At 65.2% G+C, this 21,417-nt stretch carries 16 protein-coding genes and 7 pseudogenes; 19 read left to right on the top strand and 4 right to left on the bottom strand.

Annotation, left to right across the window (positions count from 1 at the left end; translation table 11 throughout):
- The 8 genes and pseudogenes from LN139_RS23065 (at position 1) to LN139_RS23030 (ending at position 6,492) form a co-directional block, all read left to right on the top strand.
- On the top strand, positions 1–1,239 hold the full coding sequence (locus tag LN139_RS23065; RefSeq protein WP_236360582.1) for an NAD(P)/FAD-dependent oxidoreductase: 1,239 nt from the start codon (positions 1–3) through the stop codon (positions 1,237–1,239).
- Positions 1,236–1,978 (top strand): annotated as a pseudogene (locus tag LN139_RS23060) (class I SAM-dependent methyltransferase). The gene LN139_RS23065 and the pseudogene LN139_RS23060 overlap by 4 nt, the downstream one beginning before the upstream one ends.
- Positions 1,963–2,449, top strand: a pseudogene (locus LN139_RS23055) (hypothetical protein). The pseudogenes LN139_RS23060 and LN139_RS23055 overlap by 16 nt, the downstream one beginning before the upstream one ends.
- Positions 2,446–3,624, top strand: a complete 1,179-nt coding sequence (locus LN139_RS23050; protein ID WP_236357266.1) for a beta-ketoacyl-[acyl-carrier-protein] synthase family protein — start codon at positions 2,446–2,448, stop codon at positions 3,622–3,624. The pseudogene LN139_RS23055 and the gene LN139_RS23050 overlap by 4 nt, the downstream one beginning before the upstream one ends.
- Positions 3,621–4,085: a hotdog family protein gene (locus LN139_RS23045; protein WP_236357264.1), complete on the top strand. Its 465-nt coding sequence runs from the start codon at positions 3,621–3,623 to the stop codon at positions 4,083–4,085. The genes LN139_RS23050 and LN139_RS23045 overlap by 4 nt, the downstream gene beginning before the upstream one ends.
- Positions 4,078–4,805, top strand: a pseudogene (gene fabG / locus LN139_RS23040) (3-oxoacyl-ACP reductase FabG). Before LN139_RS23045 ends, fabG begins: the two are co-directional and overlap by 8 nt.
- Positions 4,805–6,034, top strand: a complete 1,230-nt coding sequence (locus tag LN139_RS23035; RefSeq protein ID WP_236357262.1) for a beta-ketoacyl-ACP synthase — start codon at positions 4,805–4,807, stop codon at positions 6,032–6,034. The pseudogene fabG and the gene LN139_RS23035 overlap by 1 nt, the downstream one beginning before the upstream one ends.
- 17 nt (positions 6,035–6,051) lie before the next feature.
- The gene (locus LN139_RS23030; protein ID WP_236357260.1) at positions 6,052–6,492 is read left to right on the top strand and encodes an excinuclease; all 441 of its coding nucleotides are present in this window, start codon (positions 6,052–6,054) and stop codon (positions 6,490–6,492) included.
- 124 nt (positions 6,493–6,616) lie between these two features.
- Here the strand turns inward: LN139_RS23030 and LN139_RS23025 are convergent, their stop codons facing one another.
- Positions 6,617–7,498: a LysR family transcriptional regulator gene (locus tag LN139_RS23025; protein WP_236357257.1), complete on the bottom strand. Its 882-nt coding sequence runs from the start codon at positions 7,496–7,498 to the stop codon at positions 6,617–6,619.
- 75 nt (positions 7,499–7,573) lie between these two features.
- Here LN139_RS23025 and LN139_RS23020 point away from each other — a divergent pair.
- A pseudogene (locus tag LN139_RS23020) lies at positions 7,574–8,871 on the top strand (MFS transporter).
- 126 nt (positions 8,872–8,997) lie between these two features.
- On the opposite strand, the gene orn reads toward LN139_RS23020, so the two are convergent.
- Positions 8,998–9,540, bottom strand: coding sequence for an oligoribonuclease (gene orn / locus LN139_RS23015; protein ID WP_236357255.1), 543 nt, complete (start codon positions 9,538–9,540; stop codon positions 8,998–9,000).
- A 102-nt stretch (positions 9,541–9,642) separates the two neighbouring features.
- Between orn and rsgA the strand changes: the two genes are divergently transcribed.
- From rsgA to LN139_RS22995, 5 genes and pseudogenes are all read left to right on the top strand, one after another.
- Positions 9,643–10,671 (top strand): small ribosomal subunit biogenesis GTPase RsgA, encoded by a 1,029-nt coding sequence (gene rsgA, locus LN139_RS23010; protein WP_236357254.1) that lies wholly within the window; start codon positions 9,643–9,645, stop codon positions 10,669–10,671.
- Positions 10,672–10,793: 122 nt separating this feature from the next.
- The gene (locus LN139_RS23005) at positions 10,794–11,192 is read left to right on the top strand and encodes a TIR domain-containing protein (RefSeq protein ID WP_236357252.1); all 399 of its coding nucleotides are present in this window, start codon (positions 10,794–10,796) and stop codon (positions 11,190–11,192) included.
- Positions 11,193–11,201: 9 nt separating this feature from the next.
- Positions 11,202–11,261: pseudogene (locus LN139_RS25945) on the top strand (hypothetical protein); the annotation flags it as partial.
- Between the two features lie 161 nt (positions 11,262–11,422).
- Positions 11,423–12,160: a caspase family protein gene (locus LN139_RS23000; RefSeq protein WP_268944887.1), complete on the top strand. Its 738-nt coding sequence runs from the start codon at positions 11,423–11,425 to the stop codon at positions 12,158–12,160.
- A complete protein-coding gene (locus LN139_RS22995) occupies positions 12,161–12,646 on the top strand; it encodes a toll/interleukin-1 receptor domain-containing protein (protein ID WP_236357250.1) in 486 nt (161 codons plus the stop codon).
- On the opposite strand, the gene motB is transcribed toward LN139_RS22995, so the two are convergent.
- Entirely contained in the window at positions 12,643–13,707 is a 1,065-nt protein-coding gene (gene motB / locus LN139_RS22990; protein ID WP_236357248.1) for a flagellar motor protein MotB, read from the bottom strand. The genes LN139_RS22995 and motB overlap by 4 nt on opposite strands.
- A 3-nt stretch (positions 13,708–13,710) precedes the next feature.
- Positions 13,711–14,562: a flagellar motor stator protein MotA gene (motA, locus tag LN139_RS22985; protein ID WP_236357246.1), complete on the bottom strand. Its 852-nt coding sequence runs from the start codon at positions 14,560–14,562 to the stop codon at positions 13,711–13,713.
- Positions 14,563–14,708: 146 nt separating this feature from the next.
- Here motA and LN139_RS22980 point away from each other — a divergent pair, with 146 nt between their 5' ends.
- The 5 genes and pseudogenes from LN139_RS22980 (at position 14,709) to mdtD (ending at position 21,377) form a co-directional block, all read left to right on the top strand.
- Positions 14,709–16,229 carry an HDOD domain-containing protein gene (locus LN139_RS22980; protein WP_236357244.1) on the top strand — a complete coding sequence of 507 codons (1,521 nt, stop codon included), beginning with the start codon at positions 14,709–14,711 and terminating at the stop codon, positions 16,227–16,229.
- A 45-nt stretch (positions 16,230–16,274) separates the two neighbouring features.
- Positions 16,275–17,089: pseudogene (locus LN139_RS22975) on the top strand (rhodanese-like domain-containing protein).
- A 9-nt stretch (positions 17,090–17,098) separates the two neighbouring features.
- The gene (gene asd / locus LN139_RS22970; RefSeq protein WP_236357242.1) at positions 17,099–17,962 is read left to right on the top strand and encodes an archaetidylserine decarboxylase; all 864 of its coding nucleotides are present in this window, start codon (positions 17,099–17,101) and stop codon (positions 17,960–17,962) included.
- A 156-nt stretch (positions 17,963–18,118) separates the two neighbouring features.
- Entirely contained in the window at positions 18,119–19,885 is a 1,767-nt protein-coding gene (locus tag LN139_RS22965; protein WP_236357240.1) for a molecular chaperone, read from the top strand.
- A gap of 92 nt (positions 19,886–19,977) precedes the next feature.
- A pseudogene (gene mdtD / locus LN139_RS22960) lies at positions 19,978–21,377 on the top strand (multidrug transporter subunit MdtD).
- The last annotated feature ends 40 nt before the right edge of the window (positions 21,378–21,417 follow it).

Below are 21,417 nucleotides of genomic sequence, written 5' to 3'. Positions count from 1 at the left end.
ATGGACACGCCACTTCACCCCATCGTCGTCATCGGCGCAGGCCCTTCCGGCGCTATCGCTGCCGCGCTGCTGCGCCGCCAGGGCCACCGGGTGCTGATCCTGGAACGGCAGCGCTTCCCACGCTTCTCCATCGGCGAAAGCCTGCTGGCGCACTGCCTGGATTTCGTCGAAGAAGCCGGCATGCTGCCCGCCGTCGAGGCGGCGGGCTTCCAGCTGAAGAACGGCGCGGCGTTTGCCTGCGATGGCCGCTATACCGCCTTCGACTTCGGCCAGACCTCCAGCAAAGGCCGGCCGACCACCTTCCAGGTGCAGCGCGCCCGCTTCGACAAGATCCTCGCCGATGAGGCCGAGCGCCAAGGCGTGGAAATCCGCTACGAAGAAGAGATCATCGCGGCTGACTTCAGCGCGCAGCCGCAACTGCGCGTGCGCCGTGCCGATGGCAGCGAATACTTGCAATCGGCTTGCTTCGTGCTTGACGCCAGCGGCTACGGCCGGGTGCTGCCACGCCTGCTCGACCTCGAAGCGCCCAGCGCCTTCCCGTTGCGCCGCGCGGTGTTCACCCACGTCGAAGACGGTATCGATCCGGCCGGTGGCTTCGACCGCAACAAGATCCTCATCACCACCCACCCGGCGCACCGCGACATCTGGTTCTGGACCATCCCCTTCAGCGACGGCCGCTGCTCCCAGGGCGTGGTGGCGGCAGAGCATCACTACGAAGGCCGGTTGGGCGATCTGGATGCCTGCCTCAAGGGCTTCATCGCTGAAACCCCGGACCTGGCCAAAGTGCTGGAAAACGCCGTGTGGGACACCCCCGCGCGGACCATCGGCGGCTACTCGGCCAACGTCAAAACCCTGCACGGCGCAGGCTTTGCGCTACTGGGCAACGCTGCGGAATTCCTCGACCCGGTGTTTTCCTCCGGCGTCACCATCGCCATGCGCTCGGCGAGCATGGCCGCTGCCCTGCTCGGGCGGCAGCTGGCCGGCGAGGCAGTGGACTGGGAAAGCGAATTCGCCCAGCCGCTCAAGCGCGGCGTGAATGCGTTCCGTGCCTACGTCGAAGGCTGGTACGAGGGCTACTTCCAGGACGTGATCTATTACCCCGACGCCCAGGAAGACATCCGCGAAATGATCTGCTCGATCCTCGCCGGCTACGCCTGGGACGAGCGCAACCCGTTCGTCGAGGAACCCGCCCGGCGCCTGCGCATGCTCGCCTCGGTGTGCCAGGGGCAGCTGTCGTGAGCGAGTTCTTCAGCCCGACGTACGTGGAAGAAACCCGTATCGGCTTTCACTTCCTGCGTACCCACACCTGGCAGCACCATGTGCTGCGCGTGGCGATCGACGACCTGCTGCGGCTGTTTCCCGGCCCGCTGCCAGAGCGCCCGGTGCTGCTGGATGCCGGCTGCGGGCAGGGCAAGTCGTTTCGCTACCTGATGCAGGCGTTCAACCCGTCGCAACTGATCGGCGTGGACGCCGACCCGCTGAGCCTGTCGCTCAGCCAAAAGGAGGGTGTGGCCCAAAGGCTGCCGCTGCAACTGCACGGCGCCGACTGCGCGGCCTTGCCCTGGCCGACGCCAGTGTCGACCTGGTGTTCTGCCACCAGACATTCCACCACCTGGTGGAGCAGGAAAAGGCCCTGGCCGAATTCCACCGGGTGCTCAAACCGGGCGGCTACCTGCTGTTCGCCGAATCCACCCAGGCCTACATCGATACCTGGGTGATCCGCTGGTTCTTCCGCCACCCGATGCAGGTGCAGAAAACCGCGCCGCAATACCTGGCCATGCTGCGCCAGCAGGGCTTTGCCTTCAGCGAGGCGAACGTGTCCTACCCCTACCTGTGGTGGAGCCGCGCCAAGGATTTCGGGTTGCTGGAGCGATTGAAGCTGCGCAAGCCGCCTGCGCCCGGGCAACGTGAGGAAACCCTGATCAACGCCGTGGTGCGCAAGCCCCTGGCCGAGGAGGCAGCATGCTGCGCACCCTGATGCTCGCTGCCCTGCTGTTGCTCGCGGGCTGCGTAGGCCGGCCGCCGCTGCCCGATACTTCGCCCCACCTGCAACTGCCGTTGCAATTGCACATCCAGCGCATTCAGGAAGGCCAGCGTGAAGACTGGCTGCTGGTGGTGCAGCAGGAAGGCGACTCGCTGCGCTGGTCGCTGCTGGACTTTCTCGGCATCCCCCAGGCGCGGCAGAAGCTGGTCGGCCATCGCTGGGAGGCGGACGGCTTGCTGCCGCCGAACCCGGCAGCGCGCGAGCTGTTCGCGGCGATGCTGTTCGCCCTCACACCTGACGACCAGTTGCTGGCCAGCTATCCGCAAGGCGCAGCGAGCCGGTACCGTGCGCTCGCTGGGCACGCGCTGGTCGGTCAACTACGGCCAGCCGCTGTATTTTTCCCTGAACCTCAAGCAGGGGCTGCATTACATGGTCAGCCCGTTGCCTGCCGAGATCACCGAATGACCGCGTTTCTCAACGCCCTGGGCGTCAATTGCGCCCTGGGCATGGACAAAGCCAGTGTTGCCCGCGCGCTGTTCGCCGGGGACAGCAGCGGCCTGGTGAGCCAGGCCGGCTGGCTGCCGGATGGCCCGGCGCTGGTAGGCCCGGCGCGCGGCGAATTGCCTGCGCTGCCGGCAGAGCTGGCCGCCCACGAAAGCCGCAACAACCGCCTGCTGCTGCAGGCCGCCGGGCAGATCGAAAGCGAGCTGCGCGACGCCGTGCAGCGCTATGGTGCCGAACGGGTTGCGGTGATCCTGGGCACCAGCACTTCAGGCATCGGTGAGTCGCGCGACGGCTTCGCCCACTTTGCCAGCACCGGCGAGCTGCCTGCCGACTACGCCTACGACCCGCAACTGCTCGAAGCCCCCGCCGAATGCCTGGCGCAGTGGCTGGGCTGCAAGGGCCTGGCCTATGTGATCTCCACCGCCTGCACCTCAAGCGGCCGGGCGTTGATGAGCGCGCAGCGGCTGCTGGCGATGGGCGCCTGTGACGCAGTGGTGTGCGGCGGGGTCGACAGCCTTTGCCAGTTGACCGTGGCTGGCTTCACCTCCCTGGCGGCGGTGTCGGCCAGGCGCTGCAACCCCTTCTCGGCCAACCGCGAAGGCATCAACATCGGCGAGGCGGCGGCGGTATTTCTGATGACCCGCGAGCGCCCGGCCCAAGGCGAGGCGATTGCCCTGCTGGGCAGCGGCGCCTGTTCCGATGCGCATCATATCTCCGCGCCCGACCCTACCGGCCACGGCGCGGCCCACGCCATGGGCCAGGCCTTGGCGCAGGCGGGCATGGCGGCAGGGCAAATCGGTTATCTGAACCTGCACGGCACCGCCACCCAGCACAACGACGCCATGGAAAGCCTGGCGGTGACGCAAGTATTCCCCGAAGGCGTGCCGTGCTCATCGACCAAGCCCATGACCGGCCATACCCTCGGTGCGGCAGCCGCGCTGGAAGCGGCCTTCTGCTGGCTGAGCCTTGCCCACCGCCAATTGCCCCCGCACCTGTGGGATGGAGTGGCCGACACCGCCTTGCCCTTGTTGCCGTTCGCCGTCGCGGGCCAAGCGCTGGAGAAGCCCTTTCTGATGAGCAACTCGTTCGCCTTTGGCGGCAACAACGTCAGCCTGATTCTCGGGGAGGCACCATGATCCCTTGGCCCTTGGCTGAACTGCTGCCCCACGCAGGCGACGTGATCCTGCTCGATGCGGTCGAACAGTTCGACGACGACAGCATCCTGGCCCGTGCCACGGTGCGCCCTGGCGGCCCCTTCAGTGACGAAGACGGCAGCCTGCCCGCCTGGGTGGGCGTGGAGCTGATGGCCCAGACCATCGCCGCCTACGCGGGCTGCCGCGCCCGCGCCAAGGGGCAGCCGGTCGAGATGGGCTTTTTGCTCGGCACCCGCAAGTACGAATGCACCGTGGAGCGCTTCCCTGCCGGCAGCGCCCTCACCCTGCGCGCCCTGCGCTCGCTCGAAGACGAGAGCGGCATGGGCGTGTTCGAATGCCAACTGGAAGGCCCAGGCTTCAGTGCCCAGGCGCGGCTGAACGTGTACCGCCCGCCGAACGCCTCCCAGTACCTGGCCCAAGCACAGGAAACACCCCATGACTGACACCATTCTGGTCACCGGCTCCAGCCGTGGCATCGGCCGGGCCATCGCCCTGCGCCTGGCGCAGGCAGGCTTCGACATCGCCCTGCACTGCCGCAGCGGCGTCGCAGAGGCACACGCCGTGCAAGAGCAGATCCAGCAATTGGGCCGCAACGCCCGTGTGCTGCAATTCGACGTGGCCGACCGCGCCGCCTGCAAAGCTGTGCTCGAAGGCGACGTTGAAGTGCATGGCGCCTACTACGGCGTGGTGTGCAACGCCGGCCTGACCCGCGACGGCGCCTTCCAGCACTCAGCGAAGACGACTGGGACCAAGTGCTGCGCACCAACCTCGACGGCTTCTACAACGTGCTGCACCCACTGACCATGCCGATGATCCGCCGCCGCGCGGCCGGGCGCATCGTGTGCATCACCTCGGTTTCCGGGTTGGTCGGCAACCGTGGCCAGGTCAACTACAGCGCCTCCAAGGCCGGTGTGATCGGCGCGGCCAAGGCCCTGGCGGTGGAGCTGGCCAAGCGCAAGATCACCGTCAACTGCGTTGCCCCCGGCTTGATCGATACCGCCATGCTCGATGAGCATTTGCCGCTGGAGGAGATGCTCAAGATGATCCCGGCCCAGCGCATGGGCACCGCCGAAGAAGTCGCCGGCGCGGTGAATTTCCTGATGTCGGCCGAAGCGGCCTACATCACCCGCCAGGTGATTTCGGTGAACGGGGGGTTGTGCTGATGAAACGGGTGGTTGTGACCGGCATGGCCGGCATCACCTCGCTGGGCAGCGATTGGCCGAGCATCCTGACGCAGTTCGAGGCGAACCGCAGCGGCATCCGCCGCATGGATGAATGGGACCGCTTCGCCGAGCTCAACACGCGCCTGGCCGGGCCTGTGGATAACTTCCAGGTGCCCGGCCACTGGACCCGCAAGCAACTGCGCAGCATGGGCCGGGTGTCACGGCTTTCCGTGGCTGCCGCAGAACGCGCGCTGGAAGATGCGGGCTTGCTGGGCGATGCGAGCATTCGCGACGGCCGCATGGGCGTGGCCTGCGGCTCCTCCACCGGCAGCACCGATGAGATCAAGGCATTCGGCAACATGCTGCTCAACTCGGTGGCCGATGGCCTGAACGCCAACTCCTATGTGCGGATGATGCCGCACACCACCGCGGCGAATATCAGCATCTTCTTCGGCCTGACTGGCCGGCTGATCCCCACCTCCAGCGCTTGCACAAGCGGCAGCCAGGGCATCGGCTATGCCTACGAGGCGATCAAGTTCGGCCGCCTGCCGATGATGCTGGCCGGCGGCGCCGAAGAGCTGTGCCCCACCGAAGCGATGGTGTTCGACGCGCTCTACGCCACGAGCCTCAAGAACGACACCCCGCACCTGAGCCCGCGGCCCTACGACAGCGGCCGTGACGGCCTGGTGATCGGCGAAGGCGCCGGCATGCTGGTGCTGGAGGAACTGGAGCACGCCCTGGCGCGCGGCGCGACGATCTACGCCGAGGTCGCAGGTTTCGGCAGCAATGCCGACGGCCAGCACAGCACACGCCCCGAGCAGGCAACCATGCGCCGGGCCATGGAGCTGGCACTGGAAGACGCGAGCCTGCCGGCGGAGGCCGTGGGTTATGTCAACGGCCACGGCACTGCCACCGAGCAGGGCGACATCGCCGAAACCCTGGCCACCAGCAGCCTGTTCGGGCCACGCATGCCAATCAGCTCGCAAAAGAGCTTCCTGGGCCATACCCTCGGGGCCTGCGGCGCGCTGGAGTCCTGGTTCAGCATCGAGATGCTCAACAGCGACCGCTACGTGCACACCCTGAACCTCGACGCCATCGACCCACGCTGCGGCGAACTGGACTACCTGCGCGGTGGGCTGCGGTCAATGAGCTGCGAGTACGTGATGAACAACAACTTTGCATTCGGCGGGGTAAACACCTCGCTGATCTTCCGCCGCTGGGCACAATAACCACAGGAGTGAACACCATGAACAACAAGCTCGCCCTCACCGCCGCCGCTCTGGCACTGGCCGTTCTGCCAGGCATCAGCCAGGCCCGCGACACCACCTTGATGCTGCCTTTCCAGCCCGTAGTGCAGCAGATGCTCAACGAGAAGAAGCTCGACGGCAGCGTGAAGTTCTACCTCAAGGGCACCGGCCCCAGCGCGCAAGTGATCAGCCCGAACGCTGTGACCAACAAGAAAACCAATGCCTTCAACAAAACTGACGAAGAAGCCTGCGCCTGGGCCCTGCAAAGCGCTCTGCTGACTCTGCAGGACGCCGCCAAGAAGGCCGGCGCCAACGCAGTGGTGAATATCGTGAGCTACTACAAGCGCAACGAGAACGCCAACAACGCCAACTACGAGTGCCATGCCGGCGCGTTCATTGGCGGGGTGGCCCTCAAGGGCGACTTGGCCAAAACCAAGTAAGAGCCAGGTTTCGATAGCCTGTCGAGGCCGGCACGTCGCCCGGCGAGCCGGCCTCCCACCAGTCAGCATTTCTACCGTGGGAGAGCGGCTGCGCCGGGCGACGCAGGTGCTCCAGCCTGCCCCCTCACCCCGCCAACAACCGCCCGAACGCCGCCACCCTCGCCGGCACCTCGCCCTTGCGCTGCACCAGCCAGATCGCCGTCTGCGCACCGTCGTCGAGCAACGGCCGGTAGACCACCCCGCCGATGCGCATCCAGTGAAACGAGGCCGGCAGCACCGACACACCCAACCCGGCAGATACCAACCCGATGATGGTCATCGCCTCGCTCGCCTCTTGAGAAAACCTCGGTGAAAACCCGGCATTTCGCGCCAGTTGCAACAGTTGCGCATACACGCTGCTGCCGTAGTTGCGCGGGAAGAACACGAACGGCTCATCGGCCAGTGCCGCCAGTTGCAAGCCTGCTTCGGTGCCCTGGGCCAACGGGTGGCTGGCACTGAGCACCGCAACCAGCGGCTCGCTGAACAACTCGGTCATCACCACGCTGTCGGGCAGTGGCACCGGGCGGGTGAGGCCGACGTCGATGTGGCCGGCAGCCAACTGGTCGACCACTTCGTGGCTGCTCATCTCCAGCAGGTTGAGTTGCACGGCAGGGAAGGCCTTGCGGAACTGGTAGATCGCTTGCGGGATATTCCCGGAGATGGGCGCCGAGGACGCGAAGCCCACCTTCATTTCGCCCAGCTCCCCGGCCTGGGCGCGGCGGGCGACGTCGGCGGCCTTCTCCACCTGCGCCAGCACCTGGCGGGCTTCGTCGAGAAACAGCCGGCCGGCCTCGGAAAGCTCGACACGGCGATTGGTGCGATTGAACAACCTGGCGCCGAGCTGTTCTTCCAGCGCTTGGATCTGCTGGCTCAAAGGGGGTTGTGAAATGCCCAATACCTGGGCGGCACGGCCGAAGTGCAACTCTTCGGCGACGGCAACGAAATAGCGGAAATGGCGAAGCTCCATAGGGCCTCCAGAACGATATGCAGCGCCTATCAATTAGGTCGAACAATATATTGGATGGATTAATTAGCCAGCTATATGATTTTTTGCAAAGCACCAGTGCTCTGCCCGAGGCCGACCGTGAAAGCCGCTACTGCCCATTGCCATACCGCCACCGCCCCCCTGCCCGACCTCGTCGAGGCCTTTATCGAAAAGGGCACGCCTACGTTCAAGCGCACGGTGCTTGCCTTGTTCGCTGGTGGTTTCGCTACCTTCGCGTTGCTCTACTGCGTGCAGCCGTTGATGCCGATTCTGTCGAAGGACTTCTCCATCAACGCGGCGCAAAGCAGCCTGATCCTGTCGATCGCCACCGGCATGATGGCACTGGGCATGCTGGTGACCGGGCCGCTGTCGGACGCGATCGGGCGCAAGCCGGTGATGGTCGCGGCGTTGTTCGGCGCGGCGCTGTGTACTTTGCTGAGCGCAGTGATGCCTACCTGGCACGGCATCCTGCTGATGCGTGCACTGGCAGGGCTGTCGTTGAGCGGGCTGGCGGCGGTGGGGATGGCCTACCTGAGCGAGGAAATTCACCCTGAGCACGCCGGCCTTGCCATGGGGCTGTACATCGGTGGTAACGCCATTGGCGGCATGAGCGGGCGCTTGATCAGCGGCGTGCTGGTGGATTTCGTCGACTGGCGCACCGCGATGCTGGTGATCGGCATTATCGCGCTAGGCGCGGCGGTGGCGTTCACGCGCCTCCTGCCGGCCTCGCGCAACTTCCGCCCGCGCCCATTGCAGCCGGCCACACTGGTCGAAGGCTTCACCCTGCACTTCAGGGATGCCGGGTTGCCCTGGCTGTTCTCGAAGCCTTCCTGCTGATGGGCAGTTTCGTGACGCTGTTCAACTACATCGGCTATCGCTTGCTGGCCGAGCCTTACCACATGAGCCAGGCGCTGGTGGGCTTGCTTTCGGTGGTGTACCTGGCGGGGATTTATAGCTCGGCGAAGGTTGGCACCCTGGCCGATCGCTATGGCCGGCGCACCACGTTCTGGGTGTCGATCCTGGTGATGGCTGCGGGGCTGGTACTGACACTGGCTCCTTCGGTGGCAGTGATTCTGCCGGGGATGGTGTTGTTCACCTTCGGTTTTTTCGGGGCGCACTCGGTGGCCAGCAGCTGGATCGGCCGGCGTGCGGAACGGGCCAAGGGGCAGGCCTCTTCGCTGTATCTGTTCGCTTATTACGTGGGGTCGAGTGTGGCCGGCACGCTGGGTGGGGTTGCCTGGACGTATGGGGGGTGGAACGGGGTTGGGGTGTTTATCGCAGGGTTGCTGCTGGCGGCGCTGTTCGTGGCATTGAAGTTGGCCAGATTGCCCAGCACGGCGCGGGATGTGGCTTAGCGTCGTCGCGCGGCAAGCCGCCCTCCCGCTTTGCATCTTCCAACATTTCGTGGGAGGCCGGCTCGCCGGACGCCGTGTAACGGACGCCGTGTAACGGGCGACGACGTACAACGGGCAGCGCTGCAATCAGAACTTGATGAAATGCTTGCGGTAGTGCTGCAGCTCGGCGATCGATTCGCGGATGTCGTCCAGCGCCAGGTGCGTGCTGCCCTTCTTGAAGCTGTCCTTGACCTCCGGCGCCCAGCGCGCTGCCAGTTCCTTCAGGGTCGAGACGTCCAGATTGCGGTAGTGGAAGTATTCCTCCAGCTTGCGCATGTGGCGATACAGGAAGCGGCGGTCCTGGCAGATGCTGTTGCCGCAGATCGGCGATTTGCCCTTGGGCACCCACTGCTCCAGGAACGCGATGGTCTGGGCCTCGGCCTCGGCCATGGAGATGGTGCTCTCACGCACACGCTGAGTGAGGCCGCTGCCGCCGTGCTGGCGGGTGTTCCACTCATCCATGCCAGCGAGAATTTCATCGCTCTGGTGGATGGCGATCACCGGGCCTTCGGCCAGGGTGTTGAGTTCGCTGTCGGTGACGATGGTCGCCATCTCGATGATGACGTCGTTGTCAGGGTCCAACCCGGTCATTTCCAGGTCGATCCAGATAAGGTTCTGCGGGTTTGCCATGCTGTGCTCCTCGGCGGTTGCTACGCAGTCTAGCCGATTGGGCGTGCTAAACTCGCGGGCTTGATCAGCCGGCGGATGATACCGCCCTTACACGAGATTTCCATGGCCAAACGCCAGCTCACCCGCCGCCAAGCCTGGCGCATCGACAAGATCCAGAACGAACGTGCTTCGCGCGCGGCCAAGCGTGAGAACCAGGCACAAGAGAGCCTCGAAGGCGGCGACCTGGGCCCCGAGCAGCACGGGCTGATCATTGCCCACTTCGGGGTGCAGGTCGAAGTCGAGGCGCTGGAAGGTGAACTGGCCGGCAACGTGTTCCGTTGCTACTTGCGGGCCAACCTGCCGACGTTGGTCACTGGCGACCGCGTGGTCTGGCGTGCCGGCCACCAGAGCGACGGGGTGATCGTTGCCCAGCTGCCCCGCCACAGCGAGCTGTGCAGGCCCGATGCCCGTGGCCAGCTCAAGCCGGTGGCGGGCAACGTCGACCAGATCGTGATCGTCTTCGCTCCCGCGCCCGAGCCCCATGCCAACCTGATCGACCGCTACCTGGTGGCAGCCGAGCACGCCGGCATTCGCCCGCTGCTGCTGCTGAACAAGGCCGACCTGATCGACGACACCAACGGCCCCGCCCTGCATGTGCTGCTCAAGAGCTACCGCGAGCTGGGCTACCCGCTGCTGGAGGTCTCGGCTCACCAAGGCGATGGCATGAAAACACTGAAAACCCGCCTCGACCGCCACACCAGCGTGTTCGTCGGCCAGTCGGGGGTGGGCAAGTCGTCGCTGGTCAACAGCCTGCTGGATGTGGGCACTCGGGTAGGCGAGCTGTCGCACTGGTCAGGCCAGGGCCAGCACACCACCACCACCGCGCGGCTGTATCACTTCCCGGAAGGCGGCGACCTGATCGACTCCCCCGGCATCCGCGAATTCGGCCTGGTGCACGTCAGCCGTGATGACGTGGAAGCCGGGTTCATCGAATTCGCCCCCCTGCTCGGCCGCTGCCGCTTCCGCGACTGCCAGCACGACCGCGAACCCGGTTGCGCGCTGCTCGAAGCCCTCGAAGCCGGCCGTATCCAGCCACAGCGCATGGCCAGCTACCGGTCGATCATCGCCAGCCTGCCCAAGAACGAGTACTGATACGCTTCGGAATACTCCTGGCCGGTTTTGGGAAAAAGTAACGATTTTCCCATTCGCTTGTTCCGCTACCTCGGCTTGCCCAACAGTGATGGCCCTCGACACTTCGTACGGGCCATCACCTCATGTACCACTTGTTCATCAGCCATTCATGGAAGTACGGCGATGCCTACGAGCGCCTGATGCGCTTACTGCGCAGCCAACCGCAATTGCCGTTTCGCGACTTCTCCGTGCCCTCGCACCGGCCGATCACCGGCTCCCCCACCGACGCTGACCTGGAGCAGGCGCTCGTCGACAAGATGCGCCGCTGCTCGGTGGTGCTGATCATGGCCGGGGTGTACGCCACCTACAGCTACTGGATCACCCGTGAAATCGCCATCGCTCAACGCCTGGGCAAGCCGATCATCGCCATCAAGCCCTGGGGTGCCGAGCGCATCTCTGCCCCCGTGCGGCAGGCCGCGCATCAGGAGTGCGCGTGGAACAGCGGCAGCATCGCCAAAGCCATCATCACCTGGGCTTCTTGAGGAGGCGCCATGCGCAAGGCTTTGTTCGTCGGCATCAACGACTACCCACACCTCACTTCCCTGAGGGGCTGCGTCAACGACGCCACGCAGATGAGCCACACCCTGGCCCGCCACGCAGGCGGCCAGCCCAATTTTCAGGCGCGACTGCTCACCACCGGCGAGGATGAAGTGGACCGCGCCTTGCTTGAGGCTCGGCTGCAGGAGCTTTTTCCGGCGAGTGCGACACAGCGCTGTTCTACTTCGCCGGCCACGGCCACTTCGACGATTCCCTCGAAGAAGGCCTGCTGCTGCCGCAGAATGCCCGCAGCGGCCGCGACGGTATTCGCTTCAGCGACATCCTCAACTGGGCGCGCAACGCCACCGGCATCCGCGACAAGATCCTCATCCTCGACTGCTGCCAGGCCGGTGCGGCCGGCGAAGCGCGCTCCCTGCGCGGGGGCGACAGCCAGATCAGCGAGGGCCTGACCATCATGACCGCCTGCCGCCGCCCGGAAGCGGCCAGCGAGAGCGGGCCCCACGGGGTGTTCACCAGCCTGCTGATACAGGGCCTGAATGGCGGCGCCAGCAGCGTGCTGGGAGACGTGACCCCGGGCGGGCTCTACGCCTTCGTCGACAACGCACTTGGCGCCTGGGAGCAACGGCCGGTGTTCAAGACCAATGTCTCGCGCTTCATTGCCTTGCGTGAGAACGAGCCCCTGGTGCCACGCGATGTGCTGCGCAAGCTGCCGCAGTGGTTCCCGGAGCCTGAAAGCACCTACCCGCTGGACCCCACCTACGAGCCCACTGCGCCTGAATTCGACGCCGCCAACGGCGAGGTCTTCGCGCAACTGCAACGCTGCAACCGGCACAGCCTGATCGAGCCTGTGGACGCCGACCATATGTATTTCGCCGCGATGAACAGCAGCGGCTGCCGGCTGACCGCGCTGGGCGCCTATTACCGAATTCTGGCCCTGAAGGAGCATTTCTGAATGAGCGTGTTCATTTCCTATCGCCACAAAGACAGGTCCCATGCGCTGGCAGTGGAGGAGTACCTGCGGGCCGCTGGCGTGCCCAGCTACCTGGACGTGATGGATGACGAGTCGCGAGCCACCTCGGACATCACCAGTGTCATCACCCAGCGCATCCGCGATGCCAGCCATCTGCTGGCGATCGTCTCGCATGAGACGGCAGGCTCGTGGTGGGTGCCGTTCGAAATCGGTGAGGCGACCATCACCGATGTGCGCATCGCGACCTTTCAGATCGACCACTTGCGCCTGCCGGAATACCTGGAGCACTGGCCGGTGATGCGCACACCAAGCGACCTGACACAATTTGTGAAGGAGTACCGCAAGGACTTGGCGATGGGGTTGGAGAGCCTGGAGAGGCGCGCCGGGGTGGAGGGTGTGTTCGGCAACGCCTCCCGGCGCACGGCGGATGACTTCCACCGCGCGCTGAAGGCTCGCCTGAAAGGCTAGAGTTGCTTGCCGCCGTTAGGGCTACCGTTGCCATTGCCCTGCATCTGCAGCGCGCCGTTGTCGAAGATGTTCATCTTCTCGCGCAGGTCACGTGGCTGCACCGGCTGGTTGCTCGGCGCCGCGCTGCTCTGGGGCGCACCGCTCGGCGCAGCGCCGCCCGGGGCGGGTTGGTCGGGCGAACCCGGCTGATGCTCATCCTGGTTGGCGTCACCTTCGATGGCGCGCTCAGCCTTTTTGGTCAGCACGGTGATGTCGATACGGCGGTTCACCGGGTTGAGCGGGTTCTTGCGGTCGAACAGCGCCGAGGAGCCAAAGCCCACGACCCTTGCCACCTGAGTATCGGGATAACTCCCCGCCAACAGTGCGCGGCGTGCAGCGTTGGCGCGGCTGGCCGACAACTCCCAGTTACCGAAATCGCCGGTGCCGGCGTAGGGCTTGGCGTCGGTATGGCCGCTGATGCTGATCTTGTTCGGCACTTCCTTGATGGTGTCGGCCATGGCCAGCAGCAGGTCTTCGAAATACGGCTTCAGGCGCGAGCTGCCCAGGTCGAACATGGGCCGGTTCTCGGCATCCATGATCTGGATGCGCAGGCCGTCCTGGGTGATCTCGAACAGGATCTGGTCCTTGAACTTGGCCAGTTGCGGGTTCTCGTCGACCTTGTTCTGCAGCTCTTGAAGCAGCAGTTCAAGGCGATCTTTCTCGACCTTTTCGGCGATGTTCTCAGCCTGCTCGGTATTGACCTGCGACTGGGTATCGGTGTCGGTCTTGGGCGGCGATTCCTTGGTTTCCGGGTTCAGGGTCGAGTCCGGAGACAGCTGCGGCGAACCGCCCAGGTCGATCACGTACGGCGAGCCGCTTTCGGTAAAGCCGATGGGGTCCTTGAAATAGCCGGCGATGGCCAGCTTTTGCTCAGGCGTTGCGTTGGACAGCAGCCAGAGCACCAGGAAGAACGCCATCATGGCCGTGGCGAAGTCGGCGAAGGCGATTTTCCAGGCACCGCCGTGGTGCCCGCCGCCGAAGCGCTTGACGCGCTTGACGATGATTGGCTGATTGTTCTCCATGGCTTAGCGACCGCGAACCGCTTCTTCAAGCTCCGAGAAGCTTGGGCGGTGCGCCGGGTAGAGCACCTTGCGGCCGAATTCCACAGCCAGGGTCGGCGGCATGCCAGAGGCGGAGGCCACCAGCGACGCCTTGATGGCCTCGTAGGTGTTCATCTCTTCCTTGGCATCGTGGCCCAGGCACTGCGAGAGTGGGCCGAAGAAGCCGTAAGCGGCCAGAATACCCAGGAAGGTACCCACCAGGGCCGCGCCCACGTGGCCACCGATGGCGGCTTTGTCGCCGTCGCCGAGCGAGGCCATGGTCACCACGATACCCAGTACCGCCGCGACGATACCGAAACCCGGCAGGCCATCGGCGATGCCTTGCACTGCGTGGGAAGGATGCTCGAGCTCTTCCTTCATGCTCAGGAGCTCCATGTCGAACAGCCCTTCGAGCTCATGGGGCGCCATGTTGCCGGACGACATGATGCGCAGGTAATCGCAGATGAAGGCCGTCATGCGCTCGTCTTTGAGTACGCCGGGGTACTTGGCGAAAATCGGGCTGGAGGCGGCGTCTTCGATATCGGCTTCGATCGCCATCATGCCTTCGCGGCGGCTTTTGTTGAGAATCTCGTAGATCAGGCTCAGCACTTCGATGTAAAAGGCATGAGTGAAGCGCGAACCGAACATCTTCAACGACTTCTTGAAGACGTGCATGGTCATGTAGCCGGGGTTGGCCTGAATGAATGCGCCCAGGCAAGCACCACCGATGATCAGTACCTCGAAAGGCTGGATCAGGGCCGCGATCTGGCCGTGAGACAGGACGTATCCACCGAGGACGCTCGCGAATACGACAATGATGCCGATAATTTTAGCCATAGGTCAGGAGCACTTCGAAATTCAAGGGGTGTGGCGGCGGCGCGGCCGGCCAGTTCAATCTCTGCTTCTACCTATCGGCAGAAGTGCGCCAGACTATAGTCACAACTTGTGAAAAGCCAGAATAGCCACATGGCGAGCCCCTCTCTATGACAGCCGTCAAACCCACCAGCGTACAGGCCTGGGCCCAGGCCCTCGGCGACCTGCGCCTGCCGGTTCCGAAACACAGCCATGACCGCGTTTGCGCCTACCTCTCCGACAGCAGCCGGTCTTTGCGTGACATCGCCGAGCGCATGCAGGAAAGCCCCGCTCTGGTGCTGAGCGTGCTGCGCGAAGCCAATGCCCACGCCAACGGTGGCCTGGTGGAGCCGGCCGAAAGCCTGGAAGTGGCCCTCAACAGGCTCGGCCTGCAACGCGCAGCCGACCTGATGCGCCGCTTGCCGGCGGTGGAGCCCGGCGAAATGCCGGTGGCTCTGCGGCAATTGCAGCTGGTGAGCCAGCACGCCACGCAGTTGGCCAATGGCCTGTTCGCTGCACGGCTGGCGCGTCTGTGGCAGGAGATTCATTGGGGTGCACTGCTGTTCCTGTCGCCGCTGTGGGCGATGGCGCTGGCCGAGCCCGAGCTGATCGAGCAGTGGGAGCGGCGCGTGGTGCAACGTGGCGAGTCGGCGCGCAAGGTGGAGCAGGAGCTTTTCGGCGTGCCGCTGCTGGATATCTGCCAGGCGCTGGTGGAGCTGTGGCGCCTGCCGATGTGGGTGCGCCAAGGCTACCTGGCGCTGGTGCAGGAGCGCCGTTCGCTGGCGACGGTGATGCTGATCGCCCGCGACCTGGACGACCCGCTGCGCCAGCAGCGCCGGCTCGATGCCGAACCGCAGATCCGCCGCTTCGCCAACCAGCCGGCCAACACCGTGCTGCTGGCCAACGGCCTGGCGCTGGCGGCCCAGCAAGGCTGGAGCACGCCGCATGTGCTGCGCTGGCAGCAGATGATCGCGCTGTATGCACAAATGCCCCTGGAAGAGGTTCAACAACAGGTACACCAACAGTCCGCGATCAGCGCTCGGCTGGTGGCCCAGCCTGACCTCTGGCACCCGGCGATCGGGCTGATCTGGCCGTGGGAAGATCGCCGGATCGGCCGCGTACCGCGCAAGGCGCCGCCGCCGTCGGCCGAAAGCCTGGTGCAGTGGCGCAAGCGCTGCGCGGACCTGCTGGTAGAACCCAGCCCGTTCAACAATGCCATCCACCTGACCACCTCCGCGCGTGATGCACTGGTCGCTTGCGGCATGCAGCGGGTGATGCTGCTGATGCTCGACAAAGGCGGGGAGTTCCTGCGCGTCCACCAGATCGCCGCCCTGCCCAAACCCGCTGCGGAGCTGACCTTCTCGCTCGAACAGGCGCCGCTGTTCAAGCGCCTGCTCAGCGAGCCGGGCCAGTTGCGCGTTACCCCGGAAAACACCGAGCAGCTCTCGCCCATGATGCCCGCCAGCCTGCGCGTGCTGTTTCGTGGTGAACACCTGCTGATCCGTTCACTGGCCAGCAATGGCCGGGTGGTGATGGTTGTCATCGCCGACCAGGGTGGCAGCCCGCTGGCGGATATCTCCGTGCAGGCCTTCGGCAAGACCGGGCAGTGCATCGAGCGGGCGCTCTCGGCCTTCAGCAACCGCAAGAAGTGAGGCTGGGGTACAATCGCGGCTTTCTGCCTTCGAGAGTGAGCACCGATGCCTGACTTCTCTGGCTTGCCGCTGGTGATCGAGCCTGCGCAATTGCAGGCGCGCCTGGGCGCCCCCGATCTGATCCTGGTCGACCTCACCAGCGCTGCCCGCTATGGCGCCGGGCACATCCCGGCGCGCGCTTCGTCGACCCCAAGCGCACCCAACTGGGCGGCCCGCCCGCCCCTGGCCTGTTGCCGGCGCTGGATGACCTGCAAGCGTTGTTCGGCGAACTGGGCCACCGCGCCGAAGCCACCTATGTGGTATACGACGACGAAGGCGGCGGCTGGGCCGGGCGCTTCATCTGGCTGCTCGACGTGATCGGCCACACGCGCTATCACTACCTCGATGGTGGCGTGCTGGCGTGGGAGGCAGAGGGCCTGCCGCTGGAAACCAGCGTTCCGGCCGCCGTCGGCGGCCCGGTAACCCTGACCCTCGATGACGCGCCCACCGCTACGCGGGATTACCTGCAAAGCCGCCTGGGCGCCGCTGACCTGGCCATCTGGGACGCGCGCAGCCCTGCCGAATACCGTGGCGAAAAAGTCCTCGCGGCCCGCGGCGGCCACGTGCCTGGCGCCGCCAACCTGGAATGGACCGCCGGCATGGACAGCACCCGCCAGTTGCGCATCCGCCACGACCTGCCCGAACGGCTCGCGGCGCTGGGCATCACGCCCGACAAGGAAGTGATCACCCACTGCCAGACCCACCACCGCTCCGGTTTCACTTACCTTGCCGCCAAAGCGCTGGGCTATCCCCGGGTCAAGGCCTATGCCGGCTCCTGGGGCGAATGGGGCAACCACCCCGACACGCCCATCGACGTTTAAGGATCGTTCATGAAAGATCGTTTGTTCATCCTCGCGCAGTACCTGCTGCCCCATCATCTGATTTCGCGCCTGGCCGGGTGCCTGGCCGAGTGCCGCGTGCGCTGGGTGAAGAACACCTTTACCCGCTGGTTCGCCGGCCACTTCAAGGTCGACATGAGCGAAGCCCAGGTCGAGGACGTGACCGCCTACGCGCACTTCAACGACTTCTTCACCCGCGCCCTCAAACCCGACGCCCGCCCGCTCGACCCTACGCCGGGTGCGGTGCTGTGCCCGGCCGACGGCGCCATCAGCCAGCTTGGCCCGATCGAGCATGGCCGCATCTTCCAGGCCAAGGGCCACAGCTTCAGCGTGCAGGAACTGCTCGGCGGCGACCCGGCCAACGCCGCGCCGTTCATGGGCGGCCAGTTCGCAACCGTCTACCTGTCGCCACGTGACTACCACCGCGTACACATGCCGCTGGCCGGCACGCTGCGCGAGATGATCTACGTGCCGGGGCGGATCTTCTCGGTGAATCAGGTGACTGCCGAAAACGTGCCGGAGCTGTTCGCCCGTAACGAGCGGGTGGTCTGCATCTTCGATACCGAGCGCGGCCCGATGGCCATGGTGCTGGTAGGCGCAATGATCGTGGCCTCCATCGAAACCGTATGGGCAGGCCTGGTGACGCCGCCCAAGCGCGAGTTGAAGAGCTGGCGTTACGACGAAGCCGCGCGCGGCCCGATCCATCTGGACAAGGGCGCCGAGATGGGCCGCTTCAAGTTGGGTTCGACGGTCATCGTGCTGTTTGGCCCCGAGCAGGTGAAATGGGCACACACTCTGGCGGCGATGGGCCCTGTCAAAATGGGCCAGGGGATGGGTTCGCCAGCCCAGGGCTGAGGCCGTTAGCGCCCGTTGCCATCATCAACGGGCGCTGATTCTCTTAATTGAGTGATTGCTGGTACATTGGCGTCAAACGGATGTGGCATTTTGGTGCCAGACTACGAACGAAGCGTAATCTAGCCCACCTCGGATCTAACAGGACCTCAGATTCAGATGTCTCGCCCCAGCCCCCACTTGTTATTGCGCGCCCCGACGCCTTCGCAGAAGAGCCTTACCTTTTGCGAGGCCAACCCGCGTGACTTCAAGGCCTGGATCGACGCCTTGCCCAAGGCGAACATCGGCGAAACTGCCCGCCTGCTGTACCAGGGCCTGGCCGAGCTCACTCAGCTCGCCTGCCCGGCCGACACCCGCTTGCCGTTGCTGGAGCTGCTGCGCCCCGAGGTGTATTACGTCTGCAAACACCTGGAAAAGCACTTCCTGAACCAGGCGGTTGTGCTCGATGAGCGTGCCCGCAAGGTCGTCAACCTCTGCCAGGCCCTGCAAAACCAGCTCGCCGTGGGCTACAAGCAGATCATCGTGCAACTGGTCCCCAGTGCTGCTCGGGACTGCAACACGCAAATGGCCATCGCTCTGGAGCGCGCGCTGCACGCACTGCACGCGCCGCTGGTGCGCTCGGCGCTGCTGTACTGCCCGGTGCCTGACGGCCTGTGGATCGAGCTGCACACCTTGTACCTGGTGGCCCAGGAACAGAAGCTGCAGCACACTTCGGTGGCGGATGAGCTGGCCCGCCATACTCGCGCCCTCACGCCTGAACAGGCTTATATCTGCTCGCTGTTACTGGGCAGCTCGCGCTGCAACCAGATGCGCCAGAGCGCTATCTCGCGGCTGGCCGAGGTGCTCGAAGCCTGGAGTGCGCAGGTCAAACTTCAATCTGCCCTGGCAGAAAGCAGCCTCTTTGCCGTGTCGCCTGCCGTGGATGGCCCGCCCCGTTACAAGTCGATGTTCGGTGAAGACCAGTGGCCTGCATTGGTCGGTGTCGACACCCTGCGCCTTTCGGACGCGATCAGGGAATACGTCACCTGCACCCCGGAAGAGCGCAGTGCCTCGCGGCTGGTGGTGCCACCGAGTTTCAGCCTCGACCTGCTGCAACACCTTTCAGCAGCCTGGGGCAATGTGTCCGAGCGCAGCTTCGAGCGCATGCCAGGCACCGGCAACCTCACCCTGTGCATGGGCATGAGCGCACTGCACTTCTACCTGGGCGGCGAGCGGTCGTTCGTCGAGCTGCTGCGCCGGCCTTCTGCTGGCCAGGCGCAATTCGGCGGCGGCCAGGGCTGGGCGCATACCTTCGAGGCTGACCACCACATCGTGATGGAAGAGATTCAGTACGAAGGCACGAGCGACCAGAGCAAACCACCCGTTGCAACGGCAGGTGCGAGCGACTATCCCACTTACAGCCTACAGATCGTCAATCACAGCCCCGGCGGTTATTGCCTGGCCTGGCCACGCGAGGTGCCGGCGCAGTTACAGGCCGGTGAGATGGTGGGTATCCAGGATGCGCCGGGCCAGGGCTGGAGCGTGGCAGTGGTGCGCTGGATCCGCCAGGTACGCACCGGCGGCACGCAGATGGGTATCGAACTGCTCGCCCCGCATGCCCAGCCGTGTGGCGTGCAACTGGTGCGGGGCAACGAGCCCAACAGCGAATACCTGCGTGGCCTGCTGCTGCCGGAAATCCGTGCCATCGACATCCCGGCCACGCTCATGGCACCCCGTTTGCCGTTTCAGGAAGGGCACAAGGTGCGCATCAACACCCATGGTGACGAGCGCAGTGCGGGTTTAGGCAAGCGAGTGGCCGCCACCGGCAGCTTCAACCAGTTCGAATACTTGACCCTGGAACAGCCTGGCGAGCAGGCCGGTACGCAGCGTGGTGCCGAGCAGAGCGCGCCGGAAGACAACTTCGATTCGCTGTGGCGGGACCTCTAGCCAGGCCCGCCGCTTCGGGTTGAGCGCTTTGCCAAAGGGTGCGGTCCAACGCCACACCCGCTTGCCATCCGCCCTTAGTACAAGGCCTTGCCATGCCTGAACGTCCCTTGCTGACACCCGCCACCGCGCGCTGGCTGCCCTGGGTGGTCGCCATCGCCTTCTTCATGCAGTCGCTGGACGCCACCATCCTCAATACCGCGCTGCCCTCCATGGCCCGGGACCTGGCCGAAAACCCGCTGCGCATGCAGTCGGTGGTCATCTCCTACATGCTCACCGTGGCGCTGTTGATGCCGGCCTCGGGCTGGGTTGCCGACCGCTTCGGCACCAAACAGGTGTTTTTCAGCGCCATCGGGCTGTTCACCTTCGGCTCGCTACTGTGCGCGGTGTCGCCGAACCTCACCACCCTGGTGTGCGCGCGGGTTATCCAGGGGCTGGGGGGCGCGCTGCTGGTGCCGGTCGGCAGGCTGGTCGTGCTGCGCGCCTACCCGCGCTCGGAACTGGTACGCATCCTGAGTTTCATCACCATCCCGGGGCTGTTCGGGCCGCTGATCGGCCCCACGCTGGGTGGCTGGATGGTGGAGTACGCCAGCTGGCACTGGATCTTCCTGATCAACCTGCCGGTGGGGGCGCTGGGGTGCTGGGCGGTCAAGCGCGCGCTGCCGGACCTGCGCGGCGAGCAGACGCCCTTCGACGGCCAGGGCTTCATCCTGTTCGGCGCCGCAATGGTGCTGATCACCATCGCACTGGAGGGGCTGGGCGAGCTGCACCTCTCGCACCTGCGGGTGATCCTGCTGCTGTTCGCCGGCATGGCATGCCTGGCGGCCTATTGGCTGCGGGCGGTGCATGACCCGAACCCGCTGTTCAGTGCCTCGCTGTTCCGCACCCGCAGTTTCGCAGTGGGCATCCTGGGCAACCTGTTCGCGCGGCTGGGCAGCGGGGCGTTACCGTTCCTGGTGCCCTTGTTGCTGCAGGTGGCGCTGGGCTACACGCCCTCGGAAGCGGGCATGAGCATGATCCCGCTGGCGGCCTCGGCGATGGTAGCCAAGTCGCTGGCGCGGCCGCTGATCGAGCGTTTCGGTTACCGCACCGTGCTCACCGGCAACACCCTGCTGCTGGGCGCGATGATGGCCAGCATCGGCCTGGTGAGCGAGCAGACGCCCTATGTGGCCTTGCTGATTCACCTCGGCGTGCTCGGAGCTGTGAACTCCATCCAGTTCACCGCCATGAACACCGTGACCTTGATCGACCTCAGCGATAACGAGGCCAGCAGCGGCAACAGCCTGCTCTCGGTGGTGGCGCAATTGTCGATGAGCCTGGGGGTGGCCAGCGCCGGCGCCTTGCTGGGGGGTTCACCTCCAGCGTGAGCGCCGATGGCGTAAGCACTGTGCTGGGGGCCTTCCAGCTTACCTTCCTCACCATCGGGCTGATGGCGATGCTGGCGGCGACGATCTTCGTGCAGCTCTCACCTGAAGTCGGGCGCAAGCGCAACTGACGCGCTGCGATGTCCCGAGGGCGGCCGCGCTGCTAAACTG

Source organism: Pseudomonas sp. KNUC1026 (genome assembly GCF_021650705.1).
Classification (GTDB): Bacteria; Pseudomonadota; Gammaproteobacteria; order Pseudomonadales; family Pseudomonadaceae; genus Aquipseudomonas.
This window is presented reverse-complemented; position numbering and strand designations above follow the sequence as displayed.